This window comes from uncultured Hymenobacter sp., assembly GCF_964242765.1.
Lineage (GTDB): Bacteria > Bacteroidota > Bacteroidia > Cytophagales > Hymenobacteraceae > Hymenobacter.
The window spans coordinates 1-17,297 of record NZ_CAXTBM010000069.1 but is presented as its reverse complement, the minus strand read 5'-3'; the positions used below and the strand labels follow the sequence as shown (position 1 = coordinate 17,297).

The 17,297-nt window shown below is 56.4% G+C and carries 15 protein-coding genes; 5 read left to right on the top strand and 10 right to left on the bottom strand.

Annotated elements, in window-relative coordinates; all coding sequences use genetic code 11:
• Nucleotides 1–206: 206 nt before the first annotated feature.
• Together ACFE7X_RS21225 and ACFE7X_RS21220 are read right to left on the bottom strand one after the other, a co-directional pair.
• Nucleotides 207–947 carry a TlpA family protein disulfide reductase gene (locus ACFE7X_RS21225; RefSeq protein ID WP_375437694.1) on the bottom strand — a complete coding sequence of 247 codons (741 nt, stop codon included), beginning with the start codon at nucleotides 945–947 and terminating at the stop codon, nucleotides 207–209.
• Nucleotides 948–1,140: 193 nt separating this feature from the next.
• Nucleotides 1,141–1,269 (bottom strand): hypothetical protein, encoded by a 129-nt coding sequence (locus tag ACFE7X_RS21220; RefSeq protein ID WP_375437693.1) that lies wholly within the window; start codon nucleotides 1,267–1,269, stop codon nucleotides 1,141–1,143.
• 322 nt (nucleotides 1,270–1,591) lie between these two features.
• Between ACFE7X_RS21220 and ACFE7X_RS21215 the strand changes: the two genes are divergently transcribed.
• Entirely contained in the window at nucleotides 1,592–2,095 is a 504-nt protein-coding gene (locus ACFE7X_RS21215) for a GNAT family N-acetyltransferase (RefSeq protein WP_375437692.1), read from the top strand.
• A gap of 229 nt (nucleotides 2,096–2,324) precedes the next feature.
• On the opposite strand, the gene ACFE7X_RS21210 is transcribed toward ACFE7X_RS21215, so the two are convergent.
• From ACFE7X_RS21210 to ACFE7X_RS21200, 3 genes are all read right to left on the bottom strand, one after another.
• Entirely contained in the window at nucleotides 2,325–2,585 is a 261-nt protein-coding gene (locus tag ACFE7X_RS21210) for a hypothetical protein (protein ID WP_375437691.1), read from the bottom strand.
• A gap of 497 nt (nucleotides 2,586–3,082) precedes the next feature.
• Nucleotides 3,083–6,700, bottom strand: coding sequence for a M1 family aminopeptidase (locus ACFE7X_RS21205; RefSeq protein ID WP_375437690.1), 3,618 nt, complete (start codon nucleotides 6,698–6,700; stop codon nucleotides 3,083–3,085).
• Nucleotides 6,701–6,723: 23 nt separating this feature from the next.
• On the bottom strand, nucleotides 6,724–7,623 hold the full coding sequence (locus ACFE7X_RS21200) for an ABC transporter ATP-binding protein (RefSeq protein WP_375437689.1): 900 nt from the start codon (nucleotides 7,621–7,623) through the stop codon (nucleotides 6,724–6,726).
• Between the two features lie 266 nt (nucleotides 7,624–7,889).
• On the opposite strand from ACFE7X_RS21200, the gene ACFE7X_RS21195 reads away from it, so the two are divergent.
• The 4 genes from ACFE7X_RS21195 (at nucleotide 7,890) to ACFE7X_RS21180 (ending at nucleotide 11,528) form a co-directional block, all read left to right on the top strand.
• Nucleotides 7,890–8,915, top strand: a complete 1,026-nt coding sequence (locus ACFE7X_RS21195) for a sensor histidine kinase (protein ID WP_375437688.1) — start codon at nucleotides 7,890–7,892, stop codon at nucleotides 8,913–8,915.
• Nucleotides 8,884–9,612 (top strand): LytR/AlgR family response regulator transcription factor, encoded by a 729-nt coding sequence (locus tag ACFE7X_RS21190; RefSeq protein ID WP_375437687.1) that lies wholly within the window; start codon nucleotides 8,884–8,886, stop codon nucleotides 9,610–9,612. Before ACFE7X_RS21195 ends, ACFE7X_RS21190 begins: the two co-directional genes overlap by 32 nt.
• Before the next feature lie 576 nt (nucleotides 9,613–10,188).
• A complete protein-coding gene (locus ACFE7X_RS21185; RefSeq protein ID WP_375437686.1) occupies nucleotides 10,189–11,199 on the top strand; it encodes a hypothetical protein in 1,011 nt (336 codons plus the stop codon).
• Nucleotides 11,200–11,372: 173 nt separating this feature from the next.
• Complete coding sequence (locus tag ACFE7X_RS21180) at nucleotides 11,373–11,528, top strand: hypothetical protein (protein WP_375437685.1); 156 nt, start codon at nucleotides 11,373–11,375, stop codon at nucleotides 11,526–11,528.
• Nucleotides 11,529–12,874: 1,346 nt separating this feature from the next.
• Here the strand turns inward: ACFE7X_RS21180 and ACFE7X_RS21175 are convergent.
• The 5 genes from ACFE7X_RS21175 to ACFE7X_RS21155 form a co-directional block, all read right to left on the bottom strand.
• Nucleotides 12,875–13,492, bottom strand: a complete 618-nt coding sequence (locus tag ACFE7X_RS21175; RefSeq protein ID WP_375437684.1) for a hypothetical protein — start codon at nucleotides 13,490–13,492, stop codon at nucleotides 12,875–12,877.
• A gap of 313 nt (nucleotides 13,493–13,805) precedes the next feature.
• Nucleotides 13,806–14,363 (bottom strand): hypothetical protein, encoded by a 558-nt coding sequence (locus ACFE7X_RS21170; protein WP_375437683.1) that lies wholly within the window; start codon nucleotides 14,361–14,363, stop codon nucleotides 13,806–13,808.
• 279 nt (nucleotides 14,364–14,642) lie between these two features.
• Entirely contained in the window at nucleotides 14,643–15,758 is a 1,116-nt protein-coding gene (locus tag ACFE7X_RS21165) for a redoxin domain-containing protein (protein WP_375437682.1), read from the bottom strand.
• A 301-nt stretch (nucleotides 15,759–16,059) separates the two neighbouring features.
• Nucleotides 16,060–16,347 (bottom strand): hypothetical protein, encoded by a 288-nt coding sequence (locus tag ACFE7X_RS21160; RefSeq protein WP_375437681.1) that lies wholly within the window; start codon nucleotides 16,345–16,347, stop codon nucleotides 16,060–16,062.
• Nucleotides 16,348–16,457: 110 nt separating this feature from the next.
• Complete coding sequence (locus tag ACFE7X_RS21155; protein WP_375437680.1) at nucleotides 16,458–17,102, bottom strand: hypothetical protein; 645 nt, start codon at nucleotides 17,100–17,102, stop codon at nucleotides 16,458–16,460.
• Nucleotides 17,103–17,297 lie beyond the last annotated feature (195 nt).

Below are 17,297 nucleotides of genomic sequence, written 5' to 3'. Positions count from 1 at the left end.
ATTAGAGCGCTACTATTCTCGGTGCACCAGAGTTCATATATGCCTTTACCACAATACAGATGGGGTTCTGCAACAGCCACGGTCGTTTAACAACTGTCCGGATAGGCTCGTAACTTAAGTCTCCTTTCGCACGCCATGTCATCACCCAGTTCCCACGGATTAATAAGAGAGTCGAGAAAGGCTCCTATTCAGGCATAGGCTACGCCTTACTTTATTTGCTTGAGCGCGGCGTAGTAATCCTTATCATCGACGCTCAGTAATTGGCTGGTTACCGGATCGTACTTCACCGGAATTGACCCCAGCACGCTTCGCACGATGCCCCTCCGATCCACGAATAAGCTGGTGGGATACCCGGTCGTGAACTGCTCACAATACTGTTTGGCCCCCGCAATCTGGCGGAAAGCGAAGGGCTGCCTTTTGAGAAAGGCCTGCACTTTTTCCTGTTTATCGAAGGTCACGGCTAAGAAGATCACCTCCGAGGAGGCTTTCTCTTTGCGAATCCGGTTGAGGACGGGCATCTCCGCAATACAGGGCGCGCAGGCGGTAAACCACAGGTTTACCACGACCGGCTTGCCCCGCAGACTTTTCGTACTCACCAGCTGCCCCTGCAAGTCGGGTAAGGAGAAGGCCGGCAGCGGTTTGCCCACCAGCGCTTGCAGCTGTTGCTGGTTGGCTGCTAGCGCGGCGCGGGTCGGGGTACCACTCAGAATGTATTCGTGAATAAGGGTATCGGACCGCCTAATGGTTTTGGTGATGCGGGGATGAAACTCGTAGCCGGCACTCTTGCCGCGTCTATTCATGACTTGAGCGAACGTATCGACTTCGGCCGCCGTCCACAGTTTGGGACTTCTCGCTTCTTTGTAGCGGACCACTTGGCCACGCGCCGGCCCACTCAACAACCACAAGACGACGAAACTCAGCAAGGGAAAGAGGCGGTTCGACTTCATAGCAGGAAAAAAGGAGGTTAGCCAGCGAGGAAAAGGTAGCGCCTATTCGATCAATAACAAGACGGTAGTAACCTGTAAGCAGGTGAAGCGTAGCGCGCCGAGTAAGATGCTTATGGTTTACGATACAACTAGTTAGAAGAGGTTGCCGAACAGGATTTTTCGTTTGTCCCGCTGTTTTTGGTTGGTTATCGGGCTAGTCGGCGGGCGCTTGGGGGCAGGAACCCGGCGGGACGGCCGTATCGAGTCGATGCTGTAAGGACCGTGGCTGTTGCAGAACGCGCAGCACGAGACCTACTCGATCGAAAGAGGACAGAGTAGCCACCAGAAAGCTGCGAAAAGGAGCGTTTGCTGCCACCGACTCCCTTGGTTCGTCAGCCTCCAAAACCGGAGGGAGACTTCTGCAACAGCAACGGTCGTTTGGAAAAAGGCCAAGCCCCTAGCTGAGCAATTAAAAAGCTACGCTGTAAACACGGGCAGCAGTTTTCTACGTATCAACCCCTTTCCCTATCCACCCCGGTTTGGCTCTTGGCCTACGGCCTGCTGACGGACCCTACTTAAACCCTAGCCACTAGACGGCAGCTTTGTAACGCCCCAGTTGCCCGAACTGGTGACCTATTTTTCAGTCCTAGTAAACCCGCTAGCGAATGCAAATCGAGCTTGTTTCTCCCGAAACATATAGTCCCCTGGTCGACCTGTTGTGCGAGCTGCATCGCTATTACCACCCGGGGTCGTCCCTGCTGCCTGAGACCATGCGCACCCATCTGCTTCAGCATCTGCTGGCGGCCGATTCGCCCTTGCGACTGGTCGTGGCCCGGGAGGAGGACGGGCGGGTAGTGGGCCTAGCGGCCGTATCGCTCGTCTACTCGCTGGTGGAGGCGGCGCCCGCTACTCGCCGCCAGTGTCAACTCAAGGAACTGTATGTCCGCTCGAGCGAGCGCGGCCGCGGGGTGGGCCGCCAGCTGATGCGGTGGGTGGCCCAGTACGCACTGGCCAACGGGTGTTACCGCCTGGATTGGCCCGTGAACGCGGCCAATCGGCGCGGCCTTCGTTTCTACGAAGGCCTGGGAGCCCAGCTCGTGGCGGATCGACTCAGCTACCGCTTGTCGGGGGAGCGCCTGCAAGCGTGCGCGGAGGGGACCCACTCGTAAGCCGTCCACTGGGGGCGGGCCCGTTGCGTGACGAGCGGCTACCGGACGTACGCCGTCCAAGCAGGCACTAGGCCAACAAGCTGCCCGCCACCGAGCAGGCTACGGCAATTGGGCGGGATTAGCCCCATCCTGGGCACCTAGTAACCTGCTACCAGACCTGTTGGATGCCTACCCGCTGTTCTGCAGATAAGGACCAATTAACGAGCGGATGCTCGAACGACCTCCTCCTTTAGTTTTTCTTTTTCGATGGGAGATCCCGGGCGCGGGTTAGGATGTGGTCAGCGGGGCGTCCGGAGCGATGAAAGGCAGCGGTGTCTATTTTCACAGCCGACACCGACGCCGTGCGCCGTGGAGCGGCGGCCCTTTTAGGGTGGGGGACTCCTTTCCCCAGGGAGGTGTTAGGTGCAGGAGTGGGCATTGTTTGGGCGGAAGCAGGACCGCCTAGGGCCACTAGCGTCATGCCAAGCAGGAAAAGGGGGTTGGGTTTCATAACCAGGGAAAAAGTGAAAGGGCAAGATACTGACCATGAGCTATATGGACGTTCATTCAACCGGTCGTTTTCGTGCCATCTCCCTGGTTAGCAAACCTAATTGACAGGATGGTGTAACATCCGTACCAAACTTTTAACCAAGGCCATGGGTGCGTGAGCGCACGGGCTCGGTCTGGGTGGCCGCGCTCGTGCATTGCCTAATGAACGGCTGTCTCGCCCTCGGCCATGCTGCCAGGTAAGATGTTCGGTCCCTTTATGTGGGTGCTTTACAATAGGTCCAAGGGCAGTATACCTCGCTAGGCCTACTCTCAGCAGCTTCTATTCCGGACCAGACGCGACCTGTCTGCGGCGCTCACGCTGTACAGCCAAACCACCAAGCGGCCCGCGGACTTCGACCGCCTGACCAAGGCATATCTCTGCCCGCTTGGCGCTTGCCAACAGGCCAACTGGCATCGCCTGGTTTCTGTTGTGCTTCGCTTCGGGTGCAAAAAGCTTGTTTAGTCCAGTGACTTTACCGCCTTGTAATTGTCTGCCACATTCCAGTCAATTAACAAGTTGCGTGGGTCAACCCCAGCTCTTGCAGGCCGGTTGTCCACCGTCAGCACAATGGTCTGTTTGCCAGATTTGATAAGGTGCTTCTGCTGATAGAGCTGCTTGCCTGTCTTTCCCTTTTCGGCGGGGGCGAAGACGCCGATTTCCACCCATTCCTGCATGGGTAGCTTGGTTTCGGTGCCGACGCTATCCACGACTAGTTTGCGGGCCTGCAGGGTGAGCGTTACCTGCCAGTTGCCGCCTTTTAGCTGCTTGGCGGTGGCGGCTTCCGTCGCCAGCTCCCAGAAGGTGTTGGCCTGGAATAGGTCGTGCAGCAGCGGTTGAAGCGAGTCTGGGGTGGCGGTTTGCAGCTCTTGGTACAGGTCAAGCGAGATGGCAAATGGACGCGTGCTGGGGCGGTGCTTCGCCAGCAACTGCTGGAGCGCGCCATTTACCCGCTCCCGGCCAATGTATTGGCTTAGCGCATACAGGGCAAAGGGTCCTTTGCGGTAGTTCTGATAAAAATCGTCGGCTTGCAGCAGGGGCTTGGCGGCGCGGGTGCGCGGGGTTTCGTTTTCCTCCCGCAGGAAACTTAGCAGTGCCGGCAGGTGCTCCGGACTGTAGTTGTCTTCTAGTACGCCCATGGCTGAGTACCAAGCTAGGCTTTCGGTAATCAGGCCGGCACCCTCCACGTAAGCTTGCTTGAGCTGGTTGCCCCACCACTGATGCGCTACCTCGTGCGCCACGACGGCCGTCACTAGGTCAAAGCCCCGCTTATCGGCCTTGGGGTTAAAAAGAAAAAAACCTTCTTCAGCCGTGATGTCGATGGGTCCGGCATGGTTACCGAAGGCGTAGCTAGGATGGGCCACGAAGCGCAATTGCTGGTACGGATAGGGACCGAACTGCCGGGTGTAATACGCCAACGACGCATGGGCGCTGCGGGCCATGCGCGCCGGGTTTTCTGTCATTGCAGGAGGGTAATACACCCGGATGGTCACCTCCTGCGCCGAGCCCGCCGATGGGTTGTGCCATTTGCTTTCCTGCACCGCGTAGTTGGCTGAGAAAAAGGCGTATTCGTTGCGAATGGGCGCCTCGGTGGCGTAGTGGAAATAGCGGCGGCCGGCGGTAGTCCAGGTGCGGCGCAAGCTGCCCGGTGCTACTACTGTTTGGTCGGCATCCGTGCCTACGACGGCTTCGAAGTGGATTTGCTCGGGAAACGGGGCGTAGTGGCGCGCCGCTATATCGTAGAGCGAGTAAGTAGCCGGCCGGGGCGCCAGGCCGTGCGCTTTGCGGGCGCCGGCCTCGTCCAGCTCCCGGTACGGCTGGTAGCCGATAACAGGCAGCCACTCCATGTTGCGGAAGCTGCTGCCATTGGCCACCACCTGCGCAAGGGCGCCGCGGTTGGAAAAGCCCCGCGCCTGGTACGCCACCCGAAAGCGCAGGCGCAGTGAATCGCCGGGACGCAGGGGCTTGGCCAGGACGTAAATGCAGTGGTTTAGCGCTGCGTCCCTAAGCACTTGCTTGGCGGGCTGGTCGAAGGCAAGGGCGGTGGTTTCCACTCCTCCCATGCCTGGCATCAGATGCACCGAGTCGATGGCTATTAGCGTGTTATTCACCAGCCAGTAGGTGCCTTGTATCTCGGCTGCCCGCTGTCGGGGATAGATTTCTACCTGCAGGTTTACGCCAGTCAACTGGGGCTGGGGGGCGTTTTGGTAGCGGCGGTAACGCTGCTCGTAGGCGGCCCGCTGCGCTGCTGTTTCATTGGCAGACGCGTAGTCGTGCAACACGTTGGTATTGTAGAAAATGTACCCCCCAAACAGGAAGATGCCGGCCACTGCGGCCGCCGAAACCTTGGTCGTGGTCTGGGTGAAGCGCCGACGAGCTAATTGCAGCCGCGCTGCCCAACTCCCCTCTCGGCCCCGCACCCAGAACAGCTGCCCTGCCACTGCCAGCAGCAGCGCCCATGCCATCCAGTAGCCTTTAAACCACAGCCAGGGCGCCAGCGTCGGCCCAAAGCCGGCCATGTCGGTGTAGGTCCAGGCCGGGCTGGCGGAAAAGACCAACAGCTTGTGCTCGATGCCCAGGACGGGGGCAAAGACCACAAACCCATAGACGACCAGCGCCACCAGGTGGCCTACGAATTTCTGATTCACTAGCACGTGCACCACAAGAGCCAGTAGGGCGAAAAGCAGGCACTCCACCCACTGCAACCCGAAGAACGTTTGCAGGTACAGCCCGACTTCCGGAGTTGTACCTCCCAGGGCCACCTGCGCCACCCCGCCGGCCGTCATTAGCAGCACCAGCCACGTTCCCGCCATCAGGGCCAGGGTCAGAAAACGGCTCCCAAATAGCACCCATTCCGGCACGGGGGCCGCGTTGGCCATGTCGCTCAGGCCCGCTTCCCGTTCCCGCCACACCAATTCGCCAGCGTAGAAAATGGTGAGTAGGGTAATAATAATGGTGCAAAACTTCGGTTCCGTCAAGGGAGCCGTTAGCAGATGCAGAACAAAGTCGGTGCGGGGCAGCAAAGGCACGCCACGGGCTTTCAGGTTACCGCGTAAGGTCAACGCGGCTAGCGCCGCCAGCACCACCAGCAGGGGCAGGCCGGCTTTGCTTCGGGCGAGCTGCCAAAAGGCTTCTCCGGTAAGGAGGCGTAACTGGCGCAGCTGCGTGGTCATGCCAAACGGCTTCTTAACCGATGGCCGCGCGTCTCCTGTTTCCCACTTCAGTTGTTCCTGGGCCAAGCTAACCGTTGTTGGGTGTTCAGTTGCTTTCCGTTTTGAATTGGTTTCCGACAAGACAAGCTGAAACCGGGAGTACGTAAACGCCAGCATGCCTAGCGAAGCGACGAGCCACAGGAAGCGGTTAGCCAGAAAGGAACCTTCGAGTAAAACCAGCCGGGCATCGCGCTCCAGCGGACTCCATGTGGTCAGATAATCCATTACCGGGTTAAACCCCATGGGGTCGACCACGTGCCTCCATTCCCCGACCTGTTGCAGCGCGAAACCGAGCAGGTAGGCCGTCGCCCAGAGGGCCGTGGCGCCCAGGTAGCTGCCCATAACCCGACGGCTAAGCGTCGCCACCGAAAATTGTGTGGCCGTCGCGAAAAGGGCGTTGGGCAATAAAATAAAGCTCAAAGTAGTCAGATACGCCGCCGGCCGAAATGGCCCCAGCAACTCGGCCTCCATCCCGGAGCCGTACATAGCCAGCAGCGTGCCCAACGGAACAGCCAGGACCATGAAACCATTGAGGGCCAGCGCGGCCAGAAACCGCCCACCCAAGTAGGCGGCCTTGCTGGCGGGAGCCGGGTAAGTGAGTAAGTGCATGCGGGTCTGCACATCACGAGCCGCTGCCTCGCCCGCTACGGAGGACCCAATAACCAACCAAAACCCGCTGCAGATAACTGCCACCGACGCAATGACGATGGGCGCATTCACTAAAAAATACCCGTCCCGCGCATCGAAGGCATAATTGGCCGTAACAATCAGAAAGGCGAGGACCAGTAGGGCCCCGAAATAGAACCAGGTCGTGACCCGGCGCAGCTGGTAGCGGAATTCGAACGCAAAAATGGTGTGGAGCTTCATCGTACCATCTCCTTGGCTTTAGGCTATTTGGCCGGGCCAAAGCAGCCCGTCATGGCACTGAAATAGACGTCCTCTAAGTCGGGCTCCACCAGTTCAAACCCATTGCCGGGCTGGTCGGGGCTGTGCACGTGCACCATGGTGCGCCCGCTCAGGAGCTTGGCCGAAATGACGTGGTATTCCTGCTCCAGCGTCGGCAGGGCTTGTTTATCAGTCAGCTTGCGCCAGATGCGGCCGTTGAGAGCGGCCACAGCCTCTAGGGGCTGGGCCTCCAGCAGAATGCAGCCTTGGTTGATAATGGCCATGTTGGTGCACAGCTCCGAAACATCTTCCACGATGTGGGTGGAGAGAATCACCACGCTGTTTTCTCCCAACTCGCTCAGCAGGTTAAGGAAGCGTACCCGCTCGGCGGGGTCGAGGCCGGCGGTAGGCTCATCTACAATCAGCAACTGGGGGTTGCCGAGCAGGGCCACGGCCACGCCGAAGCGTTGGCGCATGCCACCGGAGTAGCCGCCTAGCTTCTGCTTGCGCTTGTCCCAGAGGTTGGTTTGTTTGAGTAAATCCTCGGTAGTAGCCCGGCGTAACGCCCGGTTGGTGATGCCTTTGAGCACCGCGAAGTAGTCGAGCAGCTCCTCGGCGCTGGCCTTCGGGTACACGCCAAATTCCTGGGGTAAGTAACCCAGCGTCTGGCGTACCGCTTCTTTTTGGTTTAATACGTCAATGTCGCCCAAGAAAATGAGTCCGGCATCGGGCTCTTGTAGCGTGGCGAGGGTACGCATCAGAGTGGATTTACCGGCGCCGTTCGGGCCCAACAGCCCGTACATGCCCGGCGGCACGTCCAGCGACACATTATATAAAGCCTGCACCCCATTCGCATACTTTTTCGAGACATTGCGGATGGAGAGGCTCAACGAATGGTTTTCCATGGTATTGATTTTGCTTCGGTGAATCTTTCAAGAAAAGGGAAGCGCAAAAGCTTGGCTGGTGCCGGCTTTCTCGCTTTCTGAACCGAAGCAACTAGTACCGGCTCGGATAGCAAAACCCGATATGCTGAAGCGCTTAACCACCCTACCAAGTAGGGCTTTGCTGCTGCGAAAGCACTGGCGGGCTCCCTTACCCGTCTCGTAGATCAACCTTTCCAACTGGTCGAAACAGTGGCCTGGGTCACCGCCGCAACACCCACCTTTGTGCTATGGAGCGCGTCAAAAAAATCTTCTCGCTGATTCACTTATCCGCCTGGGTCTTGTTCACCTTGTTGGTCGGCTTGCAACTCAGGAGTGATACCGATGCTCATTGGCGAAGCACAACGGCGGGATTCATTGCAACCTGCTTGTATGTTTTTTACATGCATTTCTACCTGCTGACTCAGTATGCCGGCAAGAGCAAAGGGAGAGAGTATTGGCTCCGGTTGGCGGGACTTGCGTTGAGCGGCCCCTCACCTTTTTTGCTTTTCCACCACAAACCGTTTGATTTTGGGTATTATTCAATGCACGTAATCACGACGGTACCCATCTTTCTCTTTTTGAGTTGGCTGGCGCGAGTCACCGAGACGCTGGTGCTGAATACTATCCGGAAAGAGCAGTTGGAGAAACAGGCTGCGGAAACTGAGTTGAATTACCTGAAGTCGCAGATCAACCCGCATTTCCTGTTCAATACCCTCAACAACATTCACACGCTGGTCTATAAGCAAGCCCCAACGGCCCCGGATGCCGTTATGCACTTGGCCTCGTTGATGCGTTACATGATTTATGAAGCCAACGCCGCCATGGTGCCGCTGGCCCGGGAAATGGATTATTTGCGGGATTACGTGAGTTTGCAACAGCTTCGCTACAAAAACAGCGCGGTGGTTGACTTGCAGATAGCGGGTGAAACGGCGTCCTACCACATTGCTCCTTTGCTGTTCATTCACCTGCTCGAAAACGCCTACAAGCACAGCCCGGCCCGCCTGGAACCCGGCGACCTTCGCGTCAGGGTTGAATTAGCAGACGGTATGCTGACCTTCAGCGTGCAAAACCCAATTGCCAGAAAGCCGACCAACCTACTGGAAGAGCCGGGGGGCATCGGGCTGCCCAACGTCCGCAAAAGGCTGGCGTTATTGTATTGCGATCAGCACACGCTCACCATTGAGAACACCGGCGAGATTTTTACCGTCCTGCTCACCATCCACGGCCTTCACGTCCCGGCTCATGAAAGACAAGCTCACCTGCTACATCATTGAGGACGAGTACCTGGCCCAGGAAATACTGGAGGAATACATTCGAAAGGTTGCTTTCCTGGAGTTGAAAGGCACCTTTGTTAACCCCTTGGAGGCTGCCGCTCAGATGGCCGATGACAAACCCGACCTGCTGTTTCTCGACATCAACATGCCGGACCTAGACGGGCTCAGCTTTATCCCGATGCTGAACCCTAAACCCCTGATTATCCTCACCACCGCCTACGACCAGTACGCGCTGAAGGCGTACGACTTGGAAGTGAAGGACTACCTGCTAAAGCCCTTCACGTTCGAACGGTTTTACAAAGGCGTGCTGCGCCTGTATCAGGAACAAGGCACCCGCCCGGGCCCGGAAAAGAAGCAGGGGAAAACCGAAACGAAGCCGGAGCAGGAGTATATTTTTCTCAAAGTAGGCCACCGCATTCAAAAAGTGGCGACCCACGACATTCTTTTCGTGGAGGGCATGAAGGACTACCTCCGGATTCACACCACCACAGAGAAGATCATGACATTGCTCAACTTTGCCAAACTAGAAGAGTTGTTGCCCGCTCAGGATTTTGCCCGCGTGCACCGGTCTTTCCTGGTCGCCATCGACAAGATTGACCACATCGAGAAAAACCGGATTCAGATTGCCGACCAACTCATTCCCATTAGCGACACCTATGTCGAAGGGTTCTATAAACTGCTAAAGGGTTTACAATAGAATGTTATATATAAAAGTTTATATATTCACGTCAACAGGAGCGGCTAGAATTTATCTGTTCCCATCAGCAAGGAGGTTTTTTTAGGAGGACAATCTTCTTCTAGATTAGAGGGCGATAAGATCCAGGTAACCGGAGGCCTAGATGATGAGTGGCTCCTTAAATTGGATGCCAGTGAAACGAGGGATGTTGTATCAGTACTTAACCCTAGATGTTCAAGTAAAGGAGTGCCGAACGGAAGATAGACTACCAGTATATTAGACACTTTACGAGGGTCGTGGCTGTTGCAGAAGTCTCCCTCCGGCTTTGGAGGCTAACGAACCAAGTGAGCCGGTGGTAGAAAAAGCTCCTTTTCGCAGCTTTCTAGCGGCCACTCTGTCCTCTTTCGATCGAGTAGGTCTCGTGCTGCGCGTTCTGCAACAGCCACGGTCCTTTGTAAAATTACAATTAGTATATACTATACTTAATATTAATTTTAGTACTGCTTAGCAGACGACCGTTTAACTTATTCGCTTGGGGTTGCTCAGCCCGTAGTACTTTGCTCAACCGTTCCAGTATGGCCTCCTACGCTTGCGCTCATGACCTTTTCTCTGCTTCGTCTTTACGGGGTCCTATTCGCCTCGATCGGGCTTTTCCTAGCGCTGGTCTTGGGTTCCAGACAAAGCCACGCGCAGGGGGCGTCCGCCCATCCCCACGCGCGGGCGCAGGCCCCTATTCCTACGCCGCTGCGCCATCCCTTTTGCTCCTGCCGGATTTGGCGCTACCAGGGCGCCGACAGCACGCAGAAGTTACTCCGGTTTCACCAGCGCTTCAATGCGCACGGCAGGCTGGTGGAGGATACCCACTATAGCGGCGCGGGATCGCACCTGTATGTCTTCACGGCCGAGCGCTCGTATTACCGGGGCGGGCACCTGACCAAACAAATCCAATGGCAAATGCCGGGCAAGCGCCGGAAGGGAAAGCTGCGCACGCGCTTCCACTACAACCGCCAGGGGCAGCTCGTCCGCGAAGAGAGTGTAAGCTTCCGGCACCCAATCAAGCGAGGCCTGAAGCGGGGGCGCGGCAGCGGGGGAACGGACCTGATTGGCCTTAACGACCTGGCGCGGCATCGGCGCCCGGAGCAGCGCACCAGGGTCCGCTACACGTACTCGCCGCAGGGGCACTTGGCGGAGGAAGTGGAAGCGTACGGGATGCCGGACCCGACCGACCATTCCCGGCATACGTGGGCCTATGACTCGCTCGGCCGACCCGCCCGCCACGCCATCTTTGACGGGGAAACGCTGCGGGCGGTAGCGCACTACCGCTACTGGACCGTGGCCGGGGGCTCGCGGTGCGACCAGACCTGGTCGGACACCGAGGCGCCGGTCCGCCCGGGGGAGGCTGCGTCACCGGCGGAAACACCGCCCCACACGGTGAGCACCTATTTCGATGCGCAGCAGCGCCCGGTCAAGCAAGTAAGCCTGCGGGAGCCGGGACAAGCGGCCGAGGTGGTGCTTACAACATACGACGCCGAGGGCCGGCCTCACCAGCAGCAGACGCTCGATGCCACCGGCGAGCCCGGCGACACGTGGCTCTACACCTACCCCTAAGGGGGCGATCGTTGCGCCTTGCTCGCAGCGAGCCGCCACTGCCGACGAGTCGCTTTCGGGGTTTTAGTCGTAATTAGGACCACGCCCGCACTAGCCAGGGTTCCCATCGGCGGGGTAGATGCCTCTGGGCTGGTCACGAACTGCAGCTTTTTGATAGAGCGGGCCGTAATCAGATGCTGAAACGTGGGGCTGTTGACATAATCAACGGGATAGCCATCGAGCACACAGAACAAGCCGATGCCTTCCGGGCGCGGATCGACCGGCAGCAGACGGCTACGGGTACCCGGCGCAACCGGCACATAACACACGAACGCTTTGGGGGGACGTAGGCCCGCATCACAGACCATACGCTGGCGGAGGGCATCGATCTGTTGGGGCAGCGGCCAGCGGCTGACCGTGGCTATCCACGCATCGGACGCGCTCGGGCTGGTATACACTACACAGGTCGTTGTCGGCGCATGGGCCGGGCCGGTGACCTGCTGCGCGTGCCCAGACAGGACAACTAGGTTGCTACTTAGCGCCCCGATTATAACAGATAGAGCACGACGTGCCCTCGTGAAACAAGGAGGGAAAGAGACGCCATGAGAGAGGGTCGAACCGGTTTGGTTATCAAGGGGGAACTCGGCAGAGGCGCTAGCGGGTTTGCTTGGCCTTTACGAGTAGTAGATGCTGCCCCCGTGCGCATTCCATAAACCCCCTGGCTAAAGTGACAATCTTTCAGTTGCTGGGAGTTTCTGGCACGCTCGTAACGACTAATAAAGCACCGTTCAAGAGATGCGACAGCGTCCGGAGGGAGATGTTCACTAAACCAATACCACCGTATTCTTCATGCCCCAACAGTACGCAACAGCCCTGATCTATGGAGGAGATTGCGGCTTTTTCTCTACAGTCAGTGAGAGCACATCCACATCAACATACTTACAATGTGCGGTAGCTGTTACGGTTTTGCCTCTCCAATAGATGGTATCGTTATGCACTGTCCCGAGACCAAATCGGCGGTGTAGTTCCTTTACAACAGCGGGTATGCCCCGACCTACAGAGTACGCGCTAACCTTATGCAGTTTTCCCTGCTTATAATCCCAATATATCGCGAAACCTAAGCTGTCTGTAAGGTTGAAGCTGCCATCGGGTCTTCGGAAAGTGTCTTGCATAAACGTCGTCTCATCTCCTTGTACGCAATACACGGTAGCGTTCGTTAGCAAAGCGGGTGAGCTACCGAAGGGGACTCCACGAAACCCATTCTCTCGGTCTAGTTGCGCTGGAGTGCCTAAATCTGAATTACAACTAGCCAGCAGAACAGTCCAATACAGTAGTTTCTTCATCCTCCAACAATACGAAAAGCCTTGAGGGTGGAGTTTCGCAGACTCCCCAACGCTCCCTTTTTGGCTAACTGTCCGCCAGAGTACAACTTGTGGCAATCAGGCGTATCGAGTGCGATTCCAAAAAGTCCGTTATAACAAATGTGGCTGTTGCAGAACGCTATCTCCATTTCGGAAGAGGAATACTTAGGCTGTCATTTACAGATAATAGCGAGGCTAAGCGGGCTTTTAAGCCTGGTCTATTTGCTATTGGGAGCAATCCGATTCACTAGTGGGAGTTCTGCAACAGCCACGGTCGGATGTAAAATGACAAATGAAAATTTTAACAGGACATCGGATCTACTGCGCATAGTACACTAGAAAATAAGTCCCCCTCCGTTATTCAGCTCTCGCCGGATTAGTTTCTCCTGGCTCTGGCGCACCTGTAGCAACAGTTCCGCCTTCGTTTTGGCGTCGTCCCAGACATACCCATGCCATAGGTCCTGGATAGTCTGCCCCTGGAGTCGGAAAAGCACCACACTTTGACTGAGTCCAACTCCACCACGGTAGTAGGAGACGAGTACTAGGCCCGGGCTCACGCCCAAGTACACCAACTGGCGGGTAGGTAAGTTGGGATCGAGAATCGCATCCCCCTTTTCAAAGGGAGCCCCCACGTCGGCCAGCACAAATGGAGAGTCGACACTGCCCCGCGCCTGGAAGAAGGCAGCAACAACGGGAGGCATCGCCTGGGCCGAGGCATAGGAGATGAGGGCGCGGTCTTCGGCTAGGCGCAGCAGCGTGTCTAAGCGACGGTTGGTGACAATGGCCATGGTGTCGAGCACGTAGGCCCGACCGGCCCGTTGGGCAGCTAGGATCGAATCAGGCAGCGGCGCGGGAGTCCGCCTAGTCGTGGTCGAGGCAGACTCCTTGGGCGGAGAGTCGTGACAAGCCGCCAGTAGCAGCACCGAGAAGACAAGACTTAGTTTAAGAAACATATTGGACGAGTAAGCGGGATCACCTAGCAGGCGCGAGTGGTTCACCGCACCTCGTATCTCTTCTGAAACGACAACTGGTCACTCTCCTTGACAATTTCTCATTCTGCCTTTGTAAAATGACAAATGCGTAAAAAAGGTCTTTCTCGGCGCGGGGTGGCCCCATTGAAAGAAAGAGCATCACTTAGTTAACAGTTCGCGCAGAAAGGGGCACATGTCACCATAGCTGGCCTCAACATCTTACTCCTTAAGCTGGACAATGCTATAGGCCGCTTCCCTCTTGCTTACCTTTCAGGCGTTCAACTAGCAGTATGCCTTAGCCGCTGGAATTGCGAAAGAAGTGGAAGCACTCGTGGCGCGTTAGATCGATAGAGAGGTTGAAGTAGTCCCTCCCTCCGTCTACCGTCGACACGCGGTGTTGCTTCCATTTCCGATGGCCCGAAGACCCCGTCACGGTGCTTCGGGCAAAGCCGTTGAGCCAAACAATGGTCTGCCCGGTGGCCATGCGATAGCCTTGGTAATGCCGATAATAGGAGGCTAAGGGATGCAAGGATCGGGGTCCAATGCGGGGCTCCGTGCCGCGGGTATTGCCACTGGCTACACAGTGCGCGAGAATCGCTTCTGCGGCCAGCACCTGCTCCGGCGTAAGTCGGATAGGCTGGACGTCAGGTGACAGGGAAGCATCGCTTGTAGGCGCCAACAATACCCCCGTAAAGTAGGCCGTTTCCAGCAGCACATTCTTTGAGCTATCTACTGGCGTTACGATATAGGAGGCAGGAGCCGGCAACCGATGGCGAGTCGTGGTACCCTGCCAATAGGCGAAACCAAAAAGCAGGTAACATAGAAGGCTAGCAAAGAAAAGTTTAGAAGGCATTAAGGAATACGAAAGAAGGGGCTAACCATTCAAAGCGCTGCTTTTCGAGATGAAACATCAAAGTAGATAAAAGCTAAGAGCAAGCTCGTGCGCCTGGTATCAGATAGTAGAAAGGACCGGTGAACATAATAGCTCATCTCAGATATACCTTCAACACCCGTTCCGACGCCCCGTAACGTTTGCCGAGTACCGTTCAATTAACGTTACGGGGCTTTGTCACCTCTTCTAATCTCCTATGTGACAAGCTGGTCTTGGTAATCTGTATGAAGTTGTTGGGGCTTACTTGATGTAGCGAGCTAGGGTAGTCCGCAAGTCGGCCCCTTTTAAGTTGAAGGCCACGATCTTGCCCGTGGGGTCGATCAGAAAGTTTTGGGGGATGCCCTGCACGTTGTAGAGCCGGGCCGCTTCGTTTTGCCAGCCCTTCAGATCCGATACCTGCGTCCAGGCCAGGTGGTCGTCCTCAATCGCTTTCAGCCACTTCGCGCGCCCCTTCTCGTCGTCGAGCGACACGCTCAGGATGTCAAAGTTGCGGCCCTTGTAGTCATTGTATACTTTGGTTACGGCCGGGTTTTCCTCGCGGCAGGGGCCACACCAGGAGGCCCAGAAATCCAGCAGCACGTACTTGCCGCGGTAATCGGCCAAGGAGACGGTGTTGCCGGCGGGCGTTTGCTGGCGGAAGGCCGGGGCCTGCGCCCCCACGGCCACGGCCTTCAACCGGTTCACGAGCTCGCCGTAGCGGCGGCCCGGCGCACTGGTCTTTAACTTCGGGCTTAGGGCCTCATATAGCGGTCCTACGTCGGCATACTGGGGCTGGCTCATGCCCTGCAGGGAGTAGAGGCTCACCCAGGAGGTAGGGTTCGCTTTAATGAAGGCCGCAGTGCCTTGGGCGTAGTCCTTGAACAGGGCCTGGCCCAGAGCCTGCATCCGCGCCTTAAATGCCGGGGTTTCCCGCTGCTGCGCCGAGGCCTGCTGGTATTCAGCGCCCAGGGCTTTTTGCTTGGCGAGCAACGGCTTCAACGCGGTCTGTAACCGCTGGTAATCGCTCGTTACCGGGCCGCCCTGGAGGCGGGCATTCTTCAGCGAATCAGCACTGGTGATCACCACGAGGCCCGGCTCCAAATAGATTCGGGTGGCGTCAACGAACCCGAGCAGGCCGCTCTCGAGCTTGCCGTTGCGTTTGATCAGCAACTCCGCCGGTTTGGGCAGGTCGGTGGTACCCTTGAACTCGAAGGTGCCATATTTGAACGTAGCGGAATCGGTGGGCTGCATCCCCTGAAACAGGTAGATTTTGGCCGGGGCATTGAGCTGGCCAATCGTGCCTTTAACGGTGAAAGGCGTCTGGGCCTGCGCCAGCCAGGGGGCGAAGAGTACTAGAGCGAGTAAGCGAGCTTTCATCTGAAGGGGTGGGGAAGTAGTGCGGACTAACTACTTGAAGTATAGAGACTTTTTAGGAAGTCATCTGGGACCTACGGAAACGTCCTGCCCGAGCAAACAGAACGTTCTGTCAACTGCCCAAACCGCTTTTAGGTCCAACAAAGTAGTACTATTGAAAACATACTATTGCAATAAGAAGGGTATAAAACACGAAAAAATTACTCTTATTCCAAGAACACGCTTGTAACACCGATTGTGTTAATGACCAATTTCAATAAGTGCTACTAAACAGGATTAAGTGTTTAAAGCAAATAAATGCAATCTAACCCCAACAGATATAAGCAAAAAGCGCTACCTCGTTGCGGAGAGCTTCTTCGGTTATTTCGAAGGGGCCGACCGGACTCTTATCGGAGCAGTCGCAACTAGTAAAGAGGCGATTCATCAGGCGGCGAAAGCGTACGGCGCTCATTTGTTCACCTTCTTCAAACACTTTCTCGGTATGATCCCGGTCCTGTCGCCACTGTGCCATAAACGAGGTAATAAATTCGTCTACTGTTGTCTGACGACTGAGATAGGCTGTCATGAGCTGTTGGTAGTCCGCTTCTGCCATGGTCGATAAGTGTCTTACAGGCCGCGTAGCAGCTGCTCAAATCCAACAGCGAAAGAAAATGGAACGTCGACCGACTAAGATAAGGGAGGAGTATACCAAGAATCGCTGTGTTAGCTCGGTAGAGGCCCCGGCCTCTTGTTAGCTCGACGATGGAGTACCCACGAGGTGAGTAACGCCAGCAGGCCAACCAACACGCAAATGCCAAACCACTGAATAATATTGTACTGCTCGACTAGCGCTCGGTAGATGGCGGTATAGAGAAAAAGCACCGTGCCCACTCCCTCCCACAGCTTTTGCTGATAAAAAGCGGAGGCAGGTAGTGATCGCACGGGCTGATGCACGAGGACACGCAGGATATTCCAACCCCAGACCAGCAGGCCCACCGTGGCCAGTAACATAGCCCCTGTGACAAAGCTGGTATAGCCAAACTCGTAGGAGATGGTAATCACGTACACATTGGCCACAATGGGCAGGAAAAGCAGGGCCCCCACCAAGGCGTAGCGTTGGGTCATGAGCAACATACCCGCCATCAGCTGGGCCAGCCCGAGAAACTGCCAGTAGACCCCGGACTGGTAGAGCGTTTCGAAGAAATGCTCCATGCTATGGATGGGGGCTAACTCGCCGCTGAGGCGGGTAAAGCGCAGGCCTTTGATTTTAATCAAGCTGGCAAATACGAAAGCGCCGCCGATTAGGTAGCGCGTATAAATGACAGCCAGCTGTAGCCACCCTTTTTGCTTCCAATCCAGAAGGGACATAACGGATAAGTTTTATAGAAAACAGCTGTTTAGCAACGAACCTAAATCCAGAAATCCTATGGATTTTAATTGGTGTCGTATAAGTACCGGTTATGTTAAATAGCGCTGTAGCTTGTGCTCATAGCGCAGTTTTCAGTTGTCTAGCAGGACTTGGACCTTTTATGATTGTCCGTGGCTGTTGCAGAACTCCTTGCC